This window comes from Corallococcus sp. M7, from assembly GCF_054512695.1.
In genome coordinates this window covers 4,883,025-4,903,186 of record NZ_CM137252.1, presented here as the reverse complement: position 1 = coordinate 4,903,186, position 20,162 = coordinate 4,883,025, and the positions used below count along the sequence as shown (strand labels likewise).

Below are 20,162 nucleotides of genomic sequence, written 5' to 3'. Positions count from 1 at the left end.
GTCATTCCTGGGTTTCCGACTGCCCCGGCACCGCCTGATCCGGCAACGGTTCGGGCGTGGCCGGCGCCGGGGTCGGCAGGTTCAGCGCCGTGCGCAGCTCCCGCAGCTTCGCCTGGATGATCCGCATGTTCCCCGGGCCCATCCGCAGCAGGTGCTTCTGGGCCCTGCTCAGCCCCTCCAGCTCCGGCGACGCATAGACATACAGCGCGCCCTTGGGCTCCACCTCCACCGGCCCCTTCGGCACCGGCACCGCCAGCAGATGCTGGATGGCCCGGCCAAACGCTGTCTCGAAGCCCTGATCCGGCGGCGCGATCTCCCGATACGCCTGGTCGATGAGCGGCTTCAGCTCCCGGTACACCATCGCCGCGCCGGACGCGTCCAGCGATCCCAGCACCCGAGCCACCAGGTCGTAGCGGGCGTAGCTCAGCGGCGCGATCTCCGAGCGCCCGTTCGCCCCGGCCGCGCCTACCTGGAACGCCCCCACGGGCGCCATGAACAACAGCGACGCCCGGGGGCTCTCACCCTCGGCGATGTTGCTCACGGACGCGGTGAACCGGCGCGCCAGGTCGCGCTCCTGGAGCCACTTCGCCAGCTCCGGGTCCACCGACAGCTTGCCCACCAGGTCGCGGATGCGGCCGTCACTCTCCGGCAGCGACACCTCCGCGGGCACCTCCGCCACGCCCGCGTCCACCACCGGCGGCGCTGTCACCACGGGCGCCTCCGACTGGCGCCTCAGGCCGAAATACGAACCCACCACGCCCACGACCATCAGCGCGACCAGGATGCCCAGGACCTTGCCCCGCGACGGAGACTTGGGCGGCTCGGCCTCCGGCGGCGGCGGAATGGCTCCAGGGCCCTGATTCACGAAGTTCGGATCGCTCATGGTCCCGGACCTTACAGACAGGCCTTCGAGCCATTCCACGCGCGCGTGAACAATCCGCGCCGTCTGTGTTCACCGCGCGGAGAGGACCTCGTCCGGCAGGCGCCAGAGCTGGCCGTCCTCGGGCGACAGGATGAAGCCGCCAGGCAGCAGGTGCACCGACGTGACGGCCTCCGTGGACAACGGCAGCTCCCACGCGCACACGGGCCGCAATGAGCCCGGGTCCAGTTGAAGCAGGTACCACTCACCCGCTTCCAACAGGTCCTCCACCGCCACCAGCACCGCCCGCTCCGTCACCAGCCCGCTGTACCCCGTGGCGAGCGTGCCCTGTTCCGGCAGCAGGAACTCCGCCGCCAGCGTGGCCTCCGGGTACGTCCAACGCCGCACCCAGGTGCCGCCCACGCCGATGAAGCCCGAGCCATCCGGAAGGAACCCCGCCGGATAGAACGGCGCCTCCACCGAAGCCACCGCCGCGCCCCGCACGAGCCCCGCCGCACCGCGCTCCACGAAGGTGAGCCACGTGCCCTCCTGGCCCAGGCTCACCGACGCGCCCATCACCGGCAGGCGCGGATGCGGCATCCATTCGTGCAGCCCGTCCAGGTCGTCCTCGCCCAACACCGGCGTGTCGAGCTCGAGCCCGGCCTCCGTGCCCACTCCGTCCGATAACGTTCGGGCATCCAGGACGCGCACCGAAGCCCGACCGTCCTGGACGCCGCTCGTCCAGAGGCTCTCGCCGGTGACGTCGAACCCCAGGGACTGCGTGTGCCGGGTCCAGGTCCGCGCGGGCGTCTCCACCGGACTCCCGTCCAGCGCCCGGCCCACCATCTCGATGCGCCCCGGTCCCAGCACCGCCGCGAACCGGAGCGACGGATGCAACGCCACGAGCCCCGCGGTCCGAGGCAGATCCAGCGCATGCTCCGGCGGCCAGGACTCCCGAGCCCCGAGTACAGCCAGGCGCCGCACGCCCAGGGCCAGCCCCACGGACTCACCCGCGGGCGGCAGCACGAAGCCGTCACCCGCCCACTCCGCGTCCGTCACCGGCAGCGTCGTGACTCGAGTGAGCGCAACGCGGCGGCTGGGGATGCCCCACGGCGTGCCGGGCCGCGGCCGGCCGACCCAAGGCACGACCTGGCCGCTCAGGAATCCTGCTCCATGGCCCGCACGCGCGCGAGCGTGTCCAGGTCGCGCTCCGTGGGGCCCAGCTCCAGCAGCAGCCGGCTCACGTCGTACAGCAGGTCCCCGCGCTCGAAGACCTTCAGCCGGGGGACGTCCATGTTCAGGTCGTCCGCGCCCTTGTTGTACGCAAGGTCCATCAGCGACCGGAGCTGGAACGAGTCGTAGAGGTTGTACTCGACCAGGTAGCGCAGGGCCTCCACGTCCCCGCGCCGCAGGTACGCGCGCCACAGCAGCACCGCGTCGTAGCCGTTCACGCCCTTCAGGTGCGGCGGCCGGCCCACGCCCAGCTTGTCTTCAATCTCCTTCAGCCCGCCGCCCATCCCCAGCCGCCGCGTGACGAAGCGCAGGTCGATGTGCGCCTCCGGCACCGGGAAGTTCTTCGCGCCGAAGTACTCCTTCAGCACCGGCACGTCGAAGCACGAGCCGTTGAACGTCACCCACAGCCGCCGCTTCGCCATGGCCTCTGGCAGCGCGTCCATGTTCCGGCCCTGGATGAAGACGTGCAGCCCGGCGGCGTCGAACAGGCTCACCACCGTGGGCACCTGCGTCTTGCTGCCGTCCGTCTCGATGTCGAAGTAGACGGCGTCGTCCTGGAACTCCGGGAACAGGCGCCAGTGCTCGCGCGGCGGCACCATGCGGGCCAGGTCCTTCAGGTCGCGCCGGGCCAGCGCCGCCCGGGCCTCCGCGATGCGCTCGCGGGCCGCCGTGTCCGCCTTGCGGCTGATGACGATGCCGCCGTCCGGGAAGTCATCCCAGGTCCGGATGCCCTTGGACCACAGGTCCTTCTCGCGCCACGGCCCCACGCCGGGGATGAGCTGGAACGTGTGCAGCAGCATCAATCGAGCGCACCCAGCCTTCCCGCCAGGAGGTCGTCCAGGAGCGGAATGTCCGCCTCGCAGAACGGCAGCGCCTGCATCTCCGTGGGCGTGTGGAACGCCAGCTGGTGCGCGCCCAGCGGCTTCGGCTCGCCGGACACGATCGTGGCCGCGAGCAGCACCAGCTCCACGGTGAGGTCCGGGTACGTGTGCCGGCCCTCCCACAGGCGGCGGCCCACGGACAGCTCCACGTCCAGCTCCTCGCGGCACTCGCGCGCGAGGGCGGCTTCGTCCGTCTCGCCCGCCTCCACCTTGCCGCCGGGGAACTCCCAGAGGAGCGCGCGGCTCCCACCGGGAAGGCGCTGCTGGACCAGGTACCGCGGCCCGCCGTCTTCCGGACCAGGCCGGGGAATCAGCGCGGCCACCACCCGTACCGTCCGGGGCACGGCGCGCGTCACCCGCGCGGCCCCTTCTTCACGTCGTTCATGTCCAGCGCGTACAGGTACGCGTTGTTGGACAGCACGTACACGCGCGAGCCCACCACGAACGGCGGCGCGGAGATGCCCACGCCCGGGTTCCAGGCCATGCGGGACTTGCCCGTCGTCGGGTCCACGAACAGCAGCGCGCGCTCGTTGGGCACCAGCAGCATTCCCCTGGCCAACACTGGAGCGAGCGCCGTCCTGTTCTTGAGAGGAAGCGACCAGATGAGCTTTCCCGTCTCTCCCAGGTAGGCGTCCACGCGGCCGTCACCGGTCGCGAACACCACCTCGCCCCGCGCCAGCAGCGACGTCAGGCCGCCCACGCTGGCGTTCCAGATGACGGCGCCGGTGTCCGCCTCCAGGGCGTACAGGCCGTTCTTGTACGAGGCCACGTAGAGCCGCCCCGCCGAGTCGATGGCGGGCGTGGTGTCCACGTCCAGGAACTCCGTGCCCGCGCCCGACAGGGACTTCTCCCAGATGACGCCGCCGTCCTCCACCTTGAGGGCGACGAGGAAGCCGTCGGAGAAGCCGATGTACGCGGTGTCCTGGTCCACTCGCGGCGCGGAGGCGCCCCGGACGGTGAAGCCGGACGGCGGGTCGCGCCGGTACTGCCACACCCACGCGCCGTCCGTCGCCTTCACCGCGAACACCGTGTCGGTGTCCGTGGCCACCAGCACCAGGCCGTCCGCGAGCACCGGCACCGTGGCCAGGGACTCGTTGGTGGCGTACTTCCACTTCACCGCGCCGGTGCGGCCGTCCACGGCGTACAGCACGCCGTCACCGCCCGGCAGGTAGATGACGCCCTCGCTGGCCAGACCGCCCGCGAGCGCCCGGGCACCGGTGCGCAGGGACCAGGCCACCTTCCCGTCCGGTCCCACCGCGCGGACGTAGCCGTCACGCGTCTGCACCACGACGTTCCGGCTCTCCGGGTCGTACACCGGGGAGGCGGGCTCGCGCGGCGAGTACTCCAGCAGCGGGACCTTGTCGATGAGCCCCGCCCACCAGTCCACCTGGAAGTAGTCCACCGGCGGCTGCCGGGGCGCCGCGGGCAGCTCCGGGTTGCCGTACAGCGGCGCCGACGCACACCCGGCCAGGAGCCCTGCCCCGGCCACCATTCCCACCCACCGCTTCCACCGAGCAAGCCGCATGGTCATGAGCGAGCTACGGCTGCCCCGCGTCCGTGGCCGTCGCGGCGGGAGGCGCCGGCGTGGGCACCTTCACGCCCTCCGCGGCCAGCACCGCCATGCGCTCGGTGGCCTGGCGGGCCGCGGCGCTGTTCGGGTGGTCCGTGGGGATCTTGGACAGCACCTGCGCGGCCTCGTCCTTCTTGCCCTGGAGGATGAGCATGCGCGCCTTGTGGTACGCGCCCATGCCGACCAGGTACTCGCCGGTGTCCGCCTTCTCCATCGCCTCGAAGGAGGTGATGGCCTGGGCGTAGTCACCCTTGGCCTCGTAGGCGTAGCCCTGGCCTTCCAGGGCGCTGGCGCGCAGGGCGTCGTTCTCCGGGGCGCCCTTGAGGAAGACGTCCAGGGACGCCAGGGCGTCGTCGTTCTTGCCCAGCCGGAACTCGGCCTTGGCCTGCGGCAGGGCGGCCGTCGTCGCCGAGCGGGTGCCGCCGTGCTCCTTGCGGAAGGCGGCCAGCTGCTTCACGACCTCTTCGTCGCGGGCCTGCACCGTGGGGAACGGGGGCTCCGTGGCGGACGGGTCCACCGGGTCCACGCCCGTCACGGGGCGGTCCAGGACGGTGAGGGCCTGGCCCAGGGCCATGGAGGCCTGCTCCTCGCCACGCTTGGAGACCTCACTGGCGATGGCCACGCCCACCGCGCCCAGCACGAGCACGCCCGCGCCAATGGCGAGGAACTTCTGGCGCTGCATCAGCCAGTCCCGCGCGTCCGCTCCCGCCTTCTGGAAAGCGTCCGGCTGACGAAGCTCCTGCTGGCGAATCTTCTCGGTCTTCTGCTGGGCCACGATGAAGGGACCTCTCTCCGGCTCGACGGTGCTCTTCGCTCTGGGAAAGCGGCGCACTGTAAAGAGCGCCCGCTGGGAGTGTCAACGCGCGAGCGCGGTCAGTCACGCCCCGCGCGCTTCCCACCCTTCTTGCCACCCTTCCCCGCCAGGTGCGGGTTCTTCCGGGCTTCGCGCTTGGCCTTGCCTGGCCGCTCGCGGAAGAGCAGGCGGATGGGGACCCGCAAATCGAACGTCTTGCGGATCTGGTTGGTGATGTACCGCTTGTACATGTCCGGCACGCCCTGCGGCTCATTGCACGTGAGGGCGAAGGTCGGCGGCGCCGCCGCCACCTGGGCGATGTAGTACAGGCGCAGCGGCTTGCCCTTCACGATGGGGGCCGGGTTGTTGTCCACCATGTAATCCAGCAGCTTGTTGAGCTGGGGGGTGGGCGCCCGGAAGCGGAACTGCTTCGCCAGCTCCACCGCCACGTCCACCACCTTCTCCACCTTGGTGCCGTTGAGGGCGGACGTGAAGATGACGGGCGCGTAGCCCACGAACTTGAGCGCGAGCTTGAGGTCCTCGCGGAAGGCCTCCTGGCGGCGCTTGTCCTCCGCGATGAGGTCCCACTTGTTCACCACGATGACCAGCGCGCGGCCGCGGTCCATGGACAGGCCCGCGAGCTTCGCGTCCTGATCCACCGCCGGCTCCGTGGCGTCCATCAGCAGCACCGCCACGTCGCTGCGCTCCAGGACCTTCAGCGCCGCGATGACGGAGTACTGCTCCACCTGGTGCGCGATGGTCTTCTTGCGCCGGATGCCCGCCGTATCCGTGAGGATGATCGGGTTGCCCTTGTAGGTCACCTCCGAGTCGATGGGGTCGCGCGTGGTGCCGGCGACGTCGCTGGTGACGACGCGCTTCTCCTGGAGGATGGCGTTGACCAGCGTGCTCTTGCCCACGTTGGGCCGGCCGATGATGGCCACGCGGATCTTCCCGTCGTCCGGCGGCGCCTCGGCGTCCTCACCCTCCTGCTTCTCCGGGAGCTTGGACACCACGGAGTCCATCAGGCTGCCCATGCCGAGGTTGTGCTCGGCGGACATAGCGTTCACGTCGCCCAGGCCCAGGCGGAAGAACTCGCCGGCCAGCGACTGCATCTGCCCGGACTCGTTGTCCAGCTTGTTGGCCGCCACGACGACGGGCTTGCCCGCCTTGCGCAGGTAGTTGGCCACGGCCTCGTCCGCCGTGGTCATTCCCGCGCGGGCGTCCACCACGAAGATGATGACGTCGCACTCCTCCACGGCGAACTGCGCCTGCTCACGCACCTGCTTGAGCAGGGTGTCCTTCTCACCGGGGACGAAGCCGCCCGTGTCGATGAGGGTGAAGGCGCGGCCCTCCCACTCCGCGTCGGCGTAGTGCCGGTCGCGGGTGACGCCCGGCTGGTCCTCGACGAGCGCGATGCGGCGGCCCACCAGGCGGTTGAACAGCGTGCTCTTGCCCACGTTGGGGCGACCGACAATGGCGACCAGCGGCTTCATGGAGTCTCTTTCGACAGCGACGACGACTTCGAAGGCAACGACGTCAGCGGCACGGACTTCAGCGGCGACATCACTCGTAACCCAGCTTCCGCAGGCCCGCGGCGCGCTCGCTCCAGCGGGCCTCCACGCGCACGCGCAGGTCCAGGTAGACATGCGCGCCCAGGAGGCGCTGCACGGACTTGCGCGCGTCCGTCCCGATGAGCTTCAGCATCTGCCCCTGCTTGCCAATCAGGATGGCCTTCTGGCTGTCGCGCTCCACGTAGATGGACGCCGCGATGCGGATGAGGCCGCCCAGCTGGCCCGGGGGCGTGCCCGGGCGCGGCTCGCGCTCGGACTCATCGAACACGTCCACCAGCACCGCGGTGGAGTACGGGATCTCCTGGCGGCAGTGACGCAGCACCTGCTCGCGGATGTACTCCGCGACCAGGACGCGCTCCTGCTGATCCGTGAGCATGTCCTCCGCGAAGATGGGCTCGCCCTCCGGCAGGTGGCCCAGCACGACCTGGAACAGGTGCTCCACGCCGTCCTTCTCGCGCGCGGAGATGGGCACCACCTCCGCGAAGGGGAACTCCTGGCCGTAGAGGGCAATCAGCGGCAGCAGCTTCGCCTTGGGGATGGAGTCGATCTTGTTGATGACCAGGAAGGTGGGCTTGCCCACCTTCTGCAGCCGCTCGAGGATGGCGCGGTTGCCCGGCGTCACGTCCAGCGTCTCGCCCTGGGGCGGCTCGATGAGGAAGAGGACCAGGTCCACCTCCTCGGCCGCGGAGAGGGCGGCCTCCACCATGTAGCGGTTGAGCTCACCCTTGGCCTGGTGGATGCCGGGCGTGTCGATGAACGCCACCTGCCCTTCCGGACGCGTCACCACGCCCAGGATGCGGTTGCGGGTGGTCTGCGGCTTGGGCGAGACAATGGCGATCTTCTCGCCCGTGAGCACGTTGAGCAGCGTGCTCTTGCCCACGTTGGGCCGGCCGATGAGCGCGGCGAAGCCAGCGCGAGGGGTCTTCTTCTGGGACTGGGAGGCCATACTTCCGGAGATGATCAGTGGGCCTTCCGACTTCGTGAGACAGGAAGACCCCGGGGGAACTGCCAGGGTACGGCGGCGGTGGACTGCTTTAAGACGGCCGCGCCGTGGAGATGGTCAACGTCTGGATGCGCACGTCCCGGCGGGGACGGTCGTTTGAATCCTTGGGGAGCTCGTTGGCGATGCGGTCCACCACGTCCTGCCCCTCCACCACCTCGCCGAAGATGGTGTACCGGTTGTCCAGGTGGGGCTGCGGCGCCGCGGTGATGAAGAACTGACTGCCGTTGGTGTTCGGGCCGGTGTTGCCCATGGCCAGCACACCCTTCTTGTCGAAACGCCGGCCACCCTGGAACTCATCCTCGAAACGGAAGCCCGGGCCGTTGTTACCCCGGCTGGTCGGGTCTCCGCCCTGGATCATGAAGTCCTTGATGCAGCGGAAGAAGAGCGTCCCGTCGTACAGCGGGCGGCCATGCTGGGGCTGGAACGTGATGGGGTCCGTCCAGGTCTTCTCCCCGGTGGCCAGCCCCACGAAGTTCTCCACCGTCTTGGGCGACTCCTTGGAGAACAGGCGCACGACGATGCGCCCCTCCGTGGTCTGGAAGGTGCCGAACAACTCCGTGCCCGCGCGGGCCTGTTCCATGAAGCTCATTGCGGGGTGCTCTTGGGGGCGGCGGGCTTGGGAGTGGCCGGCTTCTTGGGAAGCTTGGGAGCCTTCTCACTCAGCGTCATCGTTTCCAGCACCACGGGCGTCTGCGGGCGGTCCTGGGCGCTGCGCGGCACGTTGCCGATCTTCTCCACCACGTCGTAGCCGGTGACGACCTCGCCGAAGATGGTGTGCCGGCCGGTGAGGTGCACGGGCGTGCCGGTGGTGATGAAGAACTGGCTGCCGTTGGTGTTGGGGCCCGCGTTGGCCATGGCCAGGATGCCCGGCTTGTCGAAGCTCCGGCCGCTCTGGAACTCGTCCGCGAAGCGGTAGCCCGGGTCGCCCCGGCCGGTGCCGGTGGGGTCGCCGCCCTGGATCATGAAGCCCGGGATGACGCGGTGGAAGACGGTGCCGGCGTAGAGCGGCTTGCCCTTCACCTGCTCGCCCGTCTTCGGATCCGTCCAGGCCTTCTCACCGGTGGCCAGGCCCACGAAGTTCGCCACCGTGTTGGGCGCGTCCTTGGAGAAGAGCTTCACGGTGATGACGCCCTGGCTCGTCTTCAGGGTCGCGTAGAGGTCCTTGCCGGCCTGGACCTTCTTCGTCCACGGGCCCGCGGCGGGCTCGGCGGCCAACGCCGCGACGGCGGCCAGCGCCACGGTGAGACCGAGAAGACGGTGCATACGGGACAGCCTCCAGGGCAGGAAGGCGCGGACCCTACCCCCCACCCCCCTCCCGCTCCAAGGGCTTTCACGCCGGAGGGTCGTCCGGGGAAGGACCTCCCGGGACGGGCACCACGACAGCCGGGGATGCCACGACAGCCGTCTCCGTCTTCAGGCGCTCCAGCGTGGTGCGAGCGGCTGCCTGCTCGGCCTCCTTCTTGTTCCGGCCGGTGGCGCGGGCGTACACGGACTCCCCGATGCACACCTCCACCTCGAACACCTTGGAGTGCTCCGGGCCCGTCTCCGCCACCACGCGGTAGCGCGGCGACAGCTTGAGCTTCTCGTGGGCCAGCTCCTGGAGGAGCGTCTTGTAGTCCAGGCGGCCCGCGCCGGAGGCCACCTCCTCCACCAGCTCCCCGAAGATGCGGTCCACCAGGGCCAGCGCCGGCTCCAGGCCGCCGCTCAGGTACACCGCGCCCAGCACCGCCTCCATCGCGTCCGCGAGCAGCGAGTTCTTGTCGCGGCCTCCGGACTGGGACTCGCCCCGGCCCAAGAGGAGCAGCTCGCCCAGGCGCAGGCTCCGGGCCACGCGGGCCAGGCCCTCCTCGTGGACGATGCGGGCGCGCATCTTGGTGAGCTCGCCCTCGGGGACGCCGGGGCAGCGGTCCATCAGCCGGTGGCTCACGGCCAGGTCCACCACGGCGTCGCCCAGGAACTCCAGGCGCTGGTTGTCCTTGAGGTTCTGGTCGCGGTTCTCGTTGACGTACGTCTTGTGCGTCAGCGCCTCCAGGGCCAGGTCGCGCTTGGAGAACTGCACGCCCAGGCGTGCCTCCAGGGCCTGAACCCGCTCGGCCAGGGTCATCTTCTCCACGCGGCTCACTCCTGGGGTGCGTCCGGGCCCACGAGTCGCACGGCCTCGGGCGCGACCTTCAGCAGGCCCGCCACCAGCTGCACGACACCGGGGAACTCATCCAGTTCGAAGCGGCCCGCCCACACCTTGCCCTGGGTACCCGCCAACAGGCCCCGGAAGGTGCGCCCGGCGATGCGCGCGGCCGCGAAGCGGTAGGCCTTGCCGTCCACCTGGAGCTGCGCGAGCAGCTCCAGGCTGGAGCGCGGCGGCACCAGCGACTGCGGGCCGAACTTCTCCACGATCTCCACGAAGCGGACCGGCTCCGCGCCGGGGGCCGCCTGCGGCGCGCGCGGCACGGGCTCGCCGAGCAGCGCGGCCAGGTAGCCCGTCAGCGCGGCCTTCTCGCGGAACTCGGACAGCTCGATGACGTGCCCGGCGGCGGTGGCCAGCTCCTCTCCGCCGCGGATGGCCTGCGAGATGCGGAAGTTGCCCTGCCGGTCCGCCACCAGCTTCACCGCGAGCTGGCCCTCCTTCACGTCCGTGGACAGCACCAGCGACTGCGGATCCACGTCCGCGGGCAGGCCCAACAGCTGCAGCTCCTCCGAGCGGCGCTGCAGGTGGAAGACGTGGTCGCTGAAGGTGTCCAGCAGGAGCGCCTGCATCTCCTCCGCCGCGTCGATGGCGGACAGGAGGATGGGCGTCATGCCCACCACGGCTGGCGGCGAGATGGGGATGAGCCGGTCCCCCATCACCTGGAAGGTGATCTCGGTGATGAAGTCCTTGGTGATGGGATTCACCAGGGACGCGGCTTCCAGATCCAGCACCACTTCGACGCCGGACGGCTCCTCACGGACCAGGAGCCCCAGCTCTCGCAGCCGAGCGGTATCCATCAGGCGCCTTTGAAGGTCTCGCGGGCGATGATGGTCCGCTGGATCTCGCTCGTGCCCTCGCCAATCTCACAGAGCTTGGCGTCGCGCAGGTAGCGCTCCACGGGGAACTCGCGCGTGTAGCCGTAGCCGCCGTGGATCTGCACGGCCTTGTTGCAGCCGCGCATGGCCGCCTCGGACGCGAAGAGCTTCGCCATGGAGGCCTCCTCCGAGTACGGCTGACCCGCGTCCGCGAGCCGCGCCGCGCGGTGCACCAGCAGGCGCGCCGCCTCCAGCTCCGTCTTCATGTCCGCCATCATCCAGCGAAGCCCCTGGAACTCACCGATGGGCTGGCCGAACGCGGTGCGGTCCTTGGAGTACGCGATGGACTCCTCCAGCGCGCCGCGCAAGAGGCCCACCGACAGCGCGCCGATGGTGATGCGGCCCTTGTCCAGGATCTTCAGCGTGTCGATGAAGCCGCGGTCGACCTCGCCCACGATGGCGTCGTCACCGACCTCCACGTTCTCCATGATGAGCTCGGCCGTGTCCGACGAGCGCATGCCCAGCTTCCCGTGGATGGAGCGCTGGCTGAAGCCGGGGATGCCCTTCTCCAGCACGAAGGCGGTGATGCCCTTCTGGCGCTTCTCCGGCGACGTGAGCGCCAGCACCACGAACACGTCACCCACCGTGCCCTGGGTGATGAACATCTTCGCGCCGTTGATCACCCACTTGTTGCCCTTCTTCACGGCGGTGGTGCGCATGCCGGACGCATCCGAGCCGGATCCCGGCTCGGTGAGGCCCCACGCGCCCAGCCACTCACCAGAGGCGAGCTTGGGCAGGTAGCGCTGGTGCTGCGCCTTGTTGCCGAACACGCGCACGTGGCTGGTGCCCAGGCCATTGTGGCTGGCCACCGTGAGCGCGAGCGAGCCGTCGTAGCGGGCGATCTCCTCCACGGCCACCGCCACGGCGAGCGAGTCCATGGCCGCCCCGCCGTACTCCTCGGAGACGAGCATGCCCAAGACGCCCAGCTGCCCCAGCTCCTTCACCACCTCCATGGGGAACTTCTCGTCCTTGTCCCACTCGCGCGCGTACGGCTTCACGCGGCGTTCGCAGAATTCACGGAGGGAGGCCTGGAGGGCGCGGTGGCTTTCAGGAAGTTCGAAGTCCATGGTCGGGTGCGGAATCTAGAGCGTGAATGACGGGTGGGGAACTTCAGACGGGGTGGACGCCGTGCTTCTTCTCCGCACGGGGCTGGAACCGGTCCGCATAAAGCGAATAACGCTGCATCAATTCCCCGCGCAGGGAGTCGCCGGGGACCACGGCGTCGATGATGAGCTCGCTGGCCAGCTTGAAGATGTCCACGTCCTGCTTGTACTCGTCGCGGAGCTTCTGGACGAAGGCTGGCCGCTCGGCCTCCGGCAGCTCCTGGATCTTGTTGAAATAGACGGCGTTCACCGCCGCCTCCGGGCCCATCACGGCGATCATCGCCTGGGGCAGCGCCAGCGTCGCCTCCGGGGCGAACCCGGGCCCGCTCATGGCGTAGAGGCCGGCGCCGTACGCCTTGCGCACCACCACGCAGATGCGCGGCACGCTGGCCTCCGACACCGCGGAGATCATCTTCGCGCCCGCGCGGATGATGCCCGCGCGCTCCACCTTGGTGCCGATCATGAAGCCCGGCACGTCCGCCAGGTACAGCAGCGGAATGTTGAACGCGTCACACAGCCAGATGAACCGGGCCGCCTTGTCCGCGCTGTCCACGAACAGCACGCCGCCCTTGTACTTGGGCTGGTTCGCGACGATGCCCACCGGCCGGCCGCCAATGCGCGCCAGGCCCGTGATGAGTTCCTGCGCGAAGAGCTTCTTCACCTCGAACCAGCTGCCCTCGTCGATGAGCTCCGAGATGAGGGCGTGCATGTCGAACGGCTTGTTCTGATCCGGCGGGACGATCTCGTCCACGCGCTTGCCGCTGTGCCTGGGCGCCTTCAGTTCGACCTGGGGCGGGGCCTTGGAGAAGTTCTCCGGGAAGAAGGCCAGGTACTGCTTCGCGGCGGCGATGGCGTCCTGTTCGGTCTTCACCAGCACGTCGCCCACGCCGGACACGGAGCAGTGCATCTTCGCGCCGCCCATCTCCTCCAGGGTGACCTTCTCGCCGATGACCATCTCCGCCATGCGGGGGCTGCCCAGGTACATGGAGGCGTTGCCCTCCACCATGATGACCAGGTCGCAGAACGCGGGGATGTACGCGCCGCCCGCGGCGGACGGGCCGAAGAGCAGACAGATTTGAGGGACGAAGCCCGACAGGTGGACCTCGTTGTAGAAGATGCGGCCCGCGCCACGGCGGCCGGGGAACATCTCCACCTGGTCCGTGATGCGCGCGCCCGCGCTGTCCACCAGATAGAGCAGCGGGCAGCGCTGCGCCTTCGCCGTCTCCTGGATGCGGAGGATCTTCTCCACCGTGCGAGCGCCCCAGCTGCCCGCCTTCACCGTGGAGTCGTTGGCCATGATGGCCACCGCGCGTCCGTCAATGCGCGCGACACCGGTGATGACGCCGTCGGAGGGCAGCTCCGGGTCCAGGTTGTTGGCGAGCTTGCCGTCCTCCACGAAGGAGTCCGCGTCCACGAGCAACCGGATGCGCTCGCGCGCGAAGAGCTTGCCCGTCTCCGCGTTCTTCGCGTGGTACTTGGGCGCGCCGCCCTTCTCCACCTGGGAGACCTTCTCGAGCAGTTTCTGATCTGAGGACATGGCCGTCGTCCCATACCAAGAAACCCCTGGCCTGGCTGCCTTCTTGCCAGCCGATCCACCAGCCGTGCCGTCCAACGGACGACGCATGAGCCTACGCCGCGGCGCGCCGGGGGATGTCGTCCGGGGCCTCCCTGCCTACCTTCATGTCGCACGGGGGGTGTGCACCCAGGCGGGCCACGAACCGCCCCGTGAATTGAATCCGGCCCAGGAGGGACCCATGTTCAGAGCGAAGAAGGCGACGTGGCAGGCGAAGGCTTTGGCCAAGAGCAAGCTGTACCGTCAGTTCCTGGCCCACCAGCTGCTGGACCAGCTCCCTGAGTACGCGGACAAGGCCGGCAAGGTGGCTCGGAAGTCCTGGGACAACTTCGACCCGGACGACGCGCTGCGCTATGTGGGATTGACGACGTACAAGCCGGCGCGCACGGGCGCGGGCGGCATCGGGGCGTTCCTGCTGGGCGCCGCCGTGGGCGGTGTCGTGGCCCTGCTGATGGCCCCGAGCCGCGGCACGGAGCTGCGCACCACCGTCAAGGACAAGGCGATGGGCTACATCAACAAGCAGGGCGTGAACATCGGCGGCGAGAAGACCGCGAGCGCCTGAGTCACGGCTGAGTCGTAACGCAAGCAGGGGCAGCACGGTCCGCGGGCAACCGCGGGCCTGCCGCCCCTGTCGCTTTCGGGAGGCTCAGCGGCCTTTATAGACAGGGGGACGCTTCTCCGCGAACGCGCGGAGCCCTTCCAGCCGGTCCTCCGTCTTGAGCACCTCCTCGTACTTCTTGAGCTCCAGCGCCAGCGCGTCGTCCAGCTCCAGGCCGGTGCCCTCGTCGATGGCGTGCTTGGCGGTGGCCACGGCCACGGGGGCGTTCTCCACCACGGCCTCCGCGAGCTGGAAGGCGACCTCCAGGAGGTGCCCTTCCGGGGCCAGCCGGTTCACCAGGCCGATGCTGAAGGCCTCCGCCGCGTTCACGCGCCGGGCGGTGAGGATGAGGTCCTTGGCGCGCCCGGGGCCGATGAGCCGCGCGAGCCGCTGCGTACCGCCGCCGCCGGGGATGATGCCCAGCTTCACCTCCGTGAGGCCCATCTCCGTGGCGGGGGAAGCGACGCGCAGGTCGCACGCCAGGGCCAGCTCCGTGCCGCCGCCGAAGGCCGCGCCGTTGATGGCGGCGATGAAGACGCAGTCGCTCTTTTCAATCGCGCGCAGGGTGACGCGCAGGCCGTTGAGGAAGGCGCGCACCTCGTCTTCCGACATGGTGGTGCGTTCCTTGAGGTCCGCGCCCGCGCAGAAGGCCTTGTCGCCCGCGCCGGTGAGGATGACGGCGCGCACGGCGCGGCCGGAGGACACGCGGGACACGAGCGCGTCCAGCTCCTGGTGCATCGCCCGGCTGATGGCGTTGCGGCGGCTCTCCCCGTCGATGGTCCAGATCTCGATGGCCCCTCGGGCCTCGACCTTGAACTCCGGCATCTTCGCTCCCCGTGACGGACCGTGCTGGGCCCGCGTGAATGGCGCGCAGCCTGAAACCTGTTCTCCAGTCTGGCAAGCCGTAAACGGATAGGATCCTGCCCATGTCTTCGCGCTCAACGACGAAACATCCGTGGCGGTGGCTGCCCGGCCTGCTCACCGTGTCCGCCCTGCTCGTGCTCGCCCTGCCGCTCGTGGCCCTGGCGCGCGGCGGTGGCGGCGAGCACTACACGTCCGGCCGCGACCGGAGCAACGGCGGTGGCGGGGGCGACGGCCTGCCCTTCTGGCTGATCTTCGACCTGATCCGCCTGCTCTTCCTCTACCCGAAGGTGACCGTCCCGCTGCTGATCATCGGCGGCGTCGCCTGGTGGTTCTACAAGCGCAACCTGCACCCGACCGCCACCACCCAGCGCGCGTTGGATCAGCGCGAGGCCGAAGTGCGCACGGAGGTGTCCGGCCGCGACGTGTCGGGCTGGGTGAACGCGCTGAAGCTCAAGGACCCGTCCTTCGAGCTGGAGCCCACGCTGGAGAAGGTGCGCTGGCTCTTCATCGAGTTGCAGAAGTCGTGGTTCCGCCGGGACATGACGCCGGTGCGCCCCTTCCTGTCGGACGCGACGTGGCAGCGCTTCAACGTGCAGCTGGCGCTGATGCAGGCGCAGGGCGTGCGTGACGCGCTCGCGGACATGAAGGTGCTGGACGTGCAGCTCATCGGCCTGCACCAGACCGAGTGGTACGACAGCATCCACGTGCGCGTGCGCGCCAGCATCCGCGACACGGACGTGCCCGCGAACCAGACGGACGCGCAGGCCATGGCCGCCGCCAGCAAGGTGGCCCCGGAGACGTTCACGGAGGTGTGGACCTTCGTGCGCAAGCCCGGCGCGCAGACGCGCATTGGTGAAGACCTGTTCCAGGGCAAGTGCCCCAACTGCGGCGCGCCCTACAAGGGCGGCGCGTCCAACACCTGCGAGTTCTGCAACGCGGTGGTGAACTCCGGTAACTACGACTGGACGCTCTCTGAGATCACGCAGGGCGTGGAGCACGTGCGCCACCACAAGCAGGTGGACGGCCTGATGCAGGCGCGCGCGGACGACCCGGCGCTCAACCTGGAGATGCTGGAGGACCGCGCGTCGCTGCTGTTCTGGAAGTGGATCGACGCGCAGAGCCGCAACGAGACGCAGCGCCTGTCCAAGGTCGCCAACGCGGATGCCCTCACGAAGCTGGACGCGGAGCTGGGCCAGTTGGCGAAGCAGGGCCGCCGTCGCGTCTTCCTGGAGTGCGCGGTGGGCGCGGTGGACGTGCGCGCGCTGGAGGTGCACCCGGAGTCCTTCGACGAGGCCCAGGTGGAGATCCGCTGGAGCGCCCGCATGGGCGTGGGCCCGGTGAACGAGAGGCCGCCCAGCCTGCCCACGGTGCCGCAGCGTTGGGTGTTCACGCTGCTGCGCCGCCATGGCGCGAAGACGAACACGGACACCGGTATGTCCACGGACCGCTGCCCGCAGTGCAACGCGCCCACCACCAACAGCGCGGCGAACACCTGCGAGTTCTGCGGCACGGTGCTGGGCAACGGCGAGCGCGACTGGGTGCTCGCGTCCGCCCTGCCCTTCGAGTCCTGGAACGTCCACCACGCGCAGCGCACCTCGCGGAACGCGGCCCGCTTCCAGGAGGCCCGCCGTGCCGAGCGCGGCACCGTGGCGCCCCCGCCCGTGGACGTCGGCGGTCATGGCAATGGCTACGGCCATGACGACGGCGACCGCGTGGTGACGGACGTGAAGGAGCGCGAGCGGCTGCTCTACATGATGGCGTCCATCGCCGCCGCGGACGGTGAGGTCAGCGCGGCGGAGCGCCGCCTGCTCAAGCTGTGCGCGGAGCGCTGGAGCGTGTCGTGGGCCAACGTGGAGATGGCCCTCAACGCCGGGCCGCAGCTCTTCGAGCGACTGGTGCCGCGCGGCAGCCCGGAGGCGGAGGTGTTCCTGCGCCACATCGTGGAGATGGCCCTGGTGGACGGCCGCATCGACCGCAAGGAGCGGAAGATGCTGCAGATCGCCGCCCAGCACCTGGGCCTCGAGGAGCGGCTTCCGGCGCTCCTCGGGGACCACTAAGCGGGACTTCAGGTCTGCGCGCGGCGGGAGGCCTTCTTGTCCCGCTCGCCGAGCGCGGCCTGGAGGTACTTGCCCGCGAGCTTCCGGCCGATGAGCTCCTGGGCGATCTCCCCGGCCTCGACCAGCTTGTCCAGGTCGATGCCGGTGTCCACGCCCATGCCGTGCAGCATGAAGACGGCGTCCTCCGACGCCAGGTTGCCCGCGGCGCCCGGCGCGTAGGGGCAGCCACCCAGTCCGCCGATGCTCGCGTCGAACGTGGTGACGCCCGCGGACAGGCCCACCAGCGCGTTGGCCAGCGCGGTGCCTCGCGTGTCGTGCAGGTGCAGCGCCAGCGTGTCCACCGGCATGTGCTGGAGCAGCGCCGCGAGGATTTCCTCCGTCTGCCGGGGCGTGCCCACGCCGATCGTGTCGCCCAGGCTCAGCTGGTAGATGCCCGCGTCCACCAGCTGACGGCAGATGTCCACCACGCGCTCCACCGGGACGTGGCCCTCGTAGGGGCAGCCCCACACGGTGGACAGGTAGCCGCGCACGCGCATCCCGGCCTTGCGGGCGGCGGCCGTCACTTCCTTCGCGCCGGCCAGCGCCTCCGCGATGGTCTTGTTGATGTTCTTCTTGGAATGGGCCTCCGACGCGGAGATGAACACCGCGGCCTCCTCCAGGCCCGCCGCCTGCGCGCGCTCCAGGCCCTTCAAGTTGGGCACCAGCGCGGAGAAGACGACGCCGGGGCGGCGGCCCACCAGCTTGAGCAGCTCCTCCGCGTCCGCCAGCTGGGGGATCCACTTGGGTGACACGAACGACGTCACCTCGATGCGCTTCTCCCCCGCGGCGACCAGGGCGTTGATGAGGCGCGCCTTGTCGCGGGTGGGCAGCGTGCGGAGCTCGTTCTGCAGGCCGTCGCGGGGGCCGACCTCGTACACGTCGACCCGGCGGGGCAGTTGCCCCAGCAGGCCGACCCGCGTTCGCGATGTCTCTTTCGGATCCACTGGACGTGTCCCGGGCTCCGTCACCGGCGCCCGGCTCCCACGATGAGGTCGGTCGACTCGGGTGACATCGGCGCTCCATCCAGGCCGCCGTGCACCCACTCCACCGAAAAGCCCGTGCTTTCCAACAGCCCCTTCAGTTCCGCAAGAGGATAGTAACGAAGCGTGTACGCCGCTCGCAGGACGCGACCGTCAGGCAAGGTGAGCTGACGCTGCCCGACATCCCTTCCACGCGTCGCGTCGAAGCGGCTCTCCTCCTCCAGGAGACTCCCATCCGGTAACCGCTCGCGGAACGACGCGCCCGGACTTCCGGCCAGCCGCTCGTAGGGGACCGTCTGGAACACCAACCGTCCGCCGGGCTTGAGCGCCCGGGCCACCTCGCGCAGCACCTGGACATGCTCCGCGTCGCTGAAGGCGAAGAGTGTCGAATACCAGGCGTAGGCGCCCCCCAGGGTCGCGTCCTGGAAGGGCAGCGCCCGCAGGTCGCCCCGCACCACGGGGAAGCCGGGGCGGCGCAGGCGCAGCGACAGTGGATCCAGCTCCAGACCCACCACCCTGCCCGCGAGCGCGCCCTCCGTGTTGAGCCGCGCCGCGTGCCGGCCGTGGCCGCAGCCCAGGTCCACCACCGGGCCCTCCACGTCCGCGAACGCCCGGGACAGGTACTCGACTTCCCGGGCCGTCACCGCCTCGGAGAGGTACGGCAGCGTGCTGCGCAGGTACAGCTCTCCGAAGAAGTCGTCCACGGACAGGTGGGCCCGTCAGCGCTTGAGGGCGGGCAGCTTCTCGCGCAGGCGGCGCACGGCTTCGTCCAGCACGCCCTCCGTCTTGCAGAAGGCGAAGCGCGCGAAGCGCTGTCCCAGGTGCCGGTGCTCCGGGCCGTAGAAGACGCTGGGCGGGATGCCCGCCACGCCCACCTCCGTCACCAGGTGACGGCAGAACGCGACGTCGTCGTCGAACCCGTAGCCGCGGATGTCCGCGAGGATGAAGTAGCTGCCCTCCGGGGAGAAGGCCTGGAGGCCCGCCTCACGCAGGCCCGTGAGCAGCCGCTCGCGCTTGGCGGTGTAGAGCGCCGTCAGCTCCTGGAAGTAGCTGTCCGGCAGCCGCAGCGCCACGGCCATGGCCACCTGGAACGGCGACGCGGTGGCGAAGGTGACGAACTGGTGCGCGCGCTGCACCGCGTCCCGGAGCGGCGGCGGCGCGATGATCCAGCCGATCTTCCACCCCGTCAGGCTGAAGGACTTGCCCGCGCTGCTCACCGTCACCGTGCGGTCCGCGAGCACCGGCACCGTGGCGGCACGGAGGTGCTTCGCGGGGGCGAAGACGATGTGCTCGTAGACCTCATCCGCCAGCACCTTCACGTCGTATTCGGCGCAGAGGTGGCCCAGGAACTCCAGCTCCTCGCGGGTGAAGACCTTGCCCGTGGGGTTGTGCGGCGAGTTGAGGATGAGCAGCCGCGTCTTCGGGCCGAAGGCGGCGCGCACCTCGTCCCGGTCGAACCACCAGGTGGTGTGGGACGCGTCCGGCGGGCGCAGCGGCACGTAGCGCGGCGTGGCGCCCACGAAGGCGATGTTGGCGTCGTACGAGTCGTAGAACGGCTCGAAGGCCACCACCTCATCGCCGGGGTCGACCAGGCCCAGGATGACGTCGAGGATGGCCTCCGTCGCGCCGCTGGTGACGGTGACCATGGTGTCCGGGTCCACGGCGTGGTTGTAGAAGCGCTGCGCGTGCTCGGAGATGGCGTTGCGCAGGTCCTTGGCGCCCACGCCCGGGGCGTACTGGTTGACGCCGCCCTGGATGGCCTTCCACGCCGCTTCCTTGATGGCGTCCGGCCCGTCGAAGTCCGGGAAGCCCTGCCCCAGGTTCACGGCCTGGTGCTTCAGCGCCAGCGCGCTGAACTCGGAGAAGACGGTGGTGCCGAAGCGGGAGACGCGCTGCGCGAGCACGGGCCGGGGGGACATGGGTCAGGCCTCTAGAGGCCAGCGCACGTCCACCCCGAACCCCGGGGCGACCGGCTGGC

20 protein-coding genes are annotated in these 20,162 nt (G+C 69.9%); 2 read left to right on the top strand and 18 right to left on the bottom strand.

Annotated features, from left to right (window positions below; translation table 11 throughout):
• Position 1 precedes the first annotated feature (1 nt).
• From ACX114_RS19775 to ACX114_RS19710, 14 genes are all read right to left on the bottom strand, one after another.
• Complete coding sequence (locus ACX114_RS19775; RefSeq protein WP_459299970.1) at positions 2 to 883, bottom strand: DUF3014 domain-containing protein; 882 nt, start codon at positions 881 to 883, stop codon at positions 2 to 4.
• 69 nt (positions 884 to 952) lie between these two features.
• Positions 953 to 2,005, bottom strand: a complete 1,053-nt coding sequence (locus ACX114_RS19770) for a hypothetical protein (protein ID WP_459299968.1) — start codon at positions 2,003 to 2,005, stop codon at positions 953 to 955.
• Positions 2,006 to 2,016: 11 nt separating this feature from the next.
• Positions 2,017 to 2,892 (bottom strand): ribonuclease H-like domain-containing protein, encoded by an 876-nt coding sequence (locus tag ACX114_RS19765; RefSeq protein ID WP_459299967.1) that lies wholly within the window; start codon positions 2,890 to 2,892, stop codon positions 2,017 to 2,019.
• Positions 2,892 to 3,329 carry a (deoxy)nucleoside triphosphate pyrophosphohydrolase gene (locus tag ACX114_RS19760; RefSeq protein WP_014397046.1) on the bottom strand — a complete coding sequence of 146 codons (438 nt, stop codon included), beginning with the start codon at positions 3,327 to 3,329 and terminating at the stop codon, positions 2,892 to 2,894. The genes ACX114_RS19765 and ACX114_RS19760 overlap by 1 nt, the downstream gene beginning before the upstream one ends.
• Positions 3,326 to 4,465: an outer membrane protein assembly factor BamB family protein gene (locus ACX114_RS19755; RefSeq protein WP_459300213.1), complete on the bottom strand. Its 1,140-nt coding sequence runs from the start codon at positions 4,463 to 4,465 to the stop codon at positions 3,326 to 3,328. The genes ACX114_RS19760 and ACX114_RS19755 overlap by 4 nt, the downstream gene beginning before the upstream one ends.
• A 46-nt stretch (positions 4,466 to 4,511) precedes the next feature.
• Positions 4,512 to 5,321 (bottom strand): tetratricopeptide repeat protein, encoded by an 810-nt coding sequence (locus tag ACX114_RS19750; RefSeq protein ID WP_459300211.1) that lies wholly within the window; start codon positions 5,319 to 5,321, stop codon positions 4,512 to 4,514.
• A gap of 95 nt (positions 5,322 to 5,416) precedes the next feature.
• Complete coding sequence (gene der / locus ACX114_RS19745) at positions 5,417 to 6,829, bottom strand: ribosome biogenesis GTPase Der (protein WP_459299964.1); 1,413 nt, start codon at positions 6,827 to 6,829, stop codon at positions 5,417 to 5,419.
• A gap of 70 nt (positions 6,830 to 6,899) precedes the next feature.
• Positions 6,900 to 7,853, bottom strand: a complete 954-nt coding sequence (gene era / locus ACX114_RS19740; protein ID WP_459299962.1) for a GTPase Era — start codon at positions 7,851 to 7,853, stop codon at positions 6,900 to 6,902.
• Between the two features lie 88 nt (positions 7,854 to 7,941).
• Positions 7,942 to 8,499: a peptidylprolyl isomerase gene (locus ACX114_RS19735; RefSeq protein WP_459299961.1), complete on the bottom strand. Its 558-nt coding sequence runs from the start codon at positions 8,497 to 8,499 to the stop codon at positions 7,942 to 7,944.
• A complete protein-coding gene (locus ACX114_RS19730; protein ID WP_459299960.1) occupies positions 8,496 to 9,173 on the bottom strand; it encodes a peptidylprolyl isomerase in 678 nt (225 codons plus the stop codon). Before ACX114_RS19730 ends, ACX114_RS19735 begins: the two co-directional genes overlap by 4 nt.
• A gap of 67 nt (positions 9,174 to 9,240) precedes the next feature.
• The gene (gene rnc, locus ACX114_RS19725) at positions 9,241 to 10,014 is read right to left on the bottom strand and encodes a ribonuclease III (RefSeq protein ID WP_459300209.1); all 774 of its coding nucleotides are present in this window, start codon (positions 10,012 to 10,014) and stop codon (positions 9,241 to 9,243) included.
• Between the two features lie 14 nt (positions 10,015 to 10,028).
• Positions 10,029 to 10,892: a hypothetical protein gene (locus ACX114_RS19720; RefSeq protein ID WP_459299958.1), complete on the bottom strand. Its 864-nt coding sequence runs from the start codon at positions 10,890 to 10,892 to the stop codon at positions 10,029 to 10,031.
• Entirely contained in the window at positions 10,892 to 12,037 is a 1,146-nt protein-coding gene (locus ACX114_RS19715; protein WP_459299956.1) for an acyl-CoA dehydrogenase family protein, read from the bottom strand. Before ACX114_RS19715 ends, ACX114_RS19720 begins: the two co-directional genes overlap by 1 nt.
• 43 nt (positions 12,038 to 12,080) lie before the next feature.
• A complete protein-coding gene (locus ACX114_RS19710; protein ID WP_459299954.1) occupies positions 12,081 to 13,610 on the bottom strand; it encodes an acyl-CoA carboxylase subunit beta in 1,530 nt (509 codons plus the stop codon).
• Positions 13,611 to 13,827: 217 nt separating this feature from the next.
• Between ACX114_RS19710 and ACX114_RS19705 the strand changes: the two genes are divergently transcribed.
• Positions 13,828 to 14,208 carry a YtxH domain-containing protein gene (locus tag ACX114_RS19705; RefSeq protein ID WP_459299952.1) on the top strand — a complete coding sequence of 127 codons (381 nt, stop codon included), beginning with the start codon at positions 13,828 to 13,830 and terminating at the stop codon, positions 14,206 to 14,208.
• 84 nt (positions 14,209 to 14,292) lie between these two features.
• On the opposite strand, the gene ACX114_RS19700 is transcribed toward ACX114_RS19705, so the two are convergent.
• Entirely contained in the window at positions 14,293 to 15,069 is a 777-nt protein-coding gene (locus tag ACX114_RS19700) for an enoyl-CoA hydratase-related protein (protein WP_459299950.1), read from the bottom strand.
• A 101-nt stretch (positions 15,070 to 15,170) separates the two neighbouring features.
• On the opposite strand from ACX114_RS19700, the gene ACX114_RS19695 reads away from it, so the two are divergent.
• Complete coding sequence (locus ACX114_RS19695; protein ID WP_459299948.1) at positions 15,171 to 17,165, top strand: TIM44-like domain-containing protein; 1,995 nt, start codon at positions 15,171 to 15,173, stop codon at positions 17,163 to 17,165.
• A gap of 8 nt (positions 17,166 to 17,173) precedes the next feature.
• Here the strand turns inward: ACX114_RS19695 and ACX114_RS19690 are convergent, their stop codons facing one another.
• Genes ACX114_RS19690 through ACX114_RS19680 form a run of 3 tightly spaced genes read right to left on the bottom strand, consistent with a single transcriptional unit; the run spans position 17,174 to position 20,103 of the window.
• On the bottom strand, positions 17,174 to 18,148 hold the full coding sequence (locus ACX114_RS19690) for a hydroxymethylglutaryl-CoA lyase (protein WP_171413346.1): 975 nt from the start codon (positions 18,146 to 18,148) through the stop codon (positions 17,174 to 17,176).
• Positions 18,149 to 18,168: 20 nt separating this feature from the next.
• The gene (locus tag ACX114_RS19685) at positions 18,169 to 18,888 is read right to left on the bottom strand and encodes a class I SAM-dependent methyltransferase (protein ID WP_459299945.1); all 720 of its coding nucleotides are present in this window, start codon (positions 18,886 to 18,888) and stop codon (positions 18,169 to 18,171) included.
• Positions 18,889 to 18,903: 15 nt separating this feature from the next.
• A complete protein-coding gene (locus tag ACX114_RS19680; protein ID WP_459299943.1) occupies positions 18,904 to 20,103 on the bottom strand; it encodes an aminotransferase class I/II-fold pyridoxal phosphate-dependent enzyme in 1,200 nt (399 codons plus the stop codon).
• Positions 20,104 to 20,162: the final 59 nt, after the last annotated feature.

Bases quoted from the DNA above. Each gene is read 5' to 3' on its own strand.
- ACX114_RS19775 (WP_459299970.1), bottom strand. From the start codon at position 883: ATGAGCGATCCGAACTTCGTGAATCAGGGCCCTGGAGCCATTCCGCCG.
- ACX114_RS19765 (WP_459299967.1), bottom strand. From the start codon at position 2,892: ATGCTGCTGCACACGTTCCAGCTCATCCCCGGCGTGGGGCCGTGGCGC.
- ACX114_RS19755 (WP_459300213.1), bottom strand. From the start codon at position 4,465: ATGGTGGCCGGGGCAGGGCTCCTGGCCGGGTGTGCGTCGGCGCCGCTG.
- der (WP_459299964.1), bottom strand. From the start codon at position 6,829: ATGAAGCCGCTGGTCGCCATTGTCGGTCGCCCCAACGTGGGCAAGAGC.
- era (WP_459299962.1), bottom strand. From the start codon at position 7,853: ATGGCCTCCCAGTCCCAGAAGAAGACCCCTCGCGCTGGCTTCGCCGCG.
- ACX114_RS19735 (WP_459299961.1), bottom strand. From the start codon at position 8,499: ATGAGCTTCATGGAACAGGCCCGCGCGGGCACGGAGTTGTTCGGCACC.
- ACX114_RS19730 (WP_459299960.1), bottom strand. From the start codon at position 9,173: ATGCACCGTCTTCTCGGTCTCACCGTGGCGCTGGCCGCCGTCGCGGCG.
- rnc (WP_459300209.1), bottom strand. From the start codon at position 10,014: ATGACCCTGGCCGAGCGGGTTCAGGCCCTGGAGGCACGCCTGGGCGTG.
- ACX114_RS19720 (WP_459299958.1), bottom strand. From the start codon at position 10,892: ATGGATACCGCTCGGCTGCGAGAGCTGGGGCTCCTGGTCCGTGAGGAG.
- ACX114_RS19715 (WP_459299956.1), bottom strand. From the start codon at position 12,037: ATGGACTTCGAACTTCCTGAAAGCCACCGCGCCCTCCAGGCCTCCCTC.
- ACX114_RS19710 (WP_459299954.1), bottom strand. From the start codon at position 13,610: ATGTCCTCAGATCAGAAACTGCTCGAGAAGGTCTCCCAGGTGGAGAAG.
- ACX114_RS19705 (WP_459299952.1), top strand. From the start codon at position 13,828: ATGTTCAGAGCGAAGAAGGCGACGTGGCAGGCGAAGGCTTTGGCCAAG.
- ACX114_RS19700 (WP_459299950.1), bottom strand. From the start codon at position 15,069: ATGCCGGAGTTCAAGGTCGAGGCCCGAGGGGCCATCGAGATCTGGACC.
- ACX114_RS19695 (WP_459299948.1), top strand. From the start codon at position 15,171: ATGTCTTCGCGCTCAACGACGAAACATCCGTGGCGGTGGCTGCCCGGC.
- ACX114_RS19680 (WP_459299943.1), bottom strand. From the start codon at position 20,103: ATGTCCCCCCGGCCCGTGCTCGCGCAGCGCGTCTCCCGCTTCGGCACC.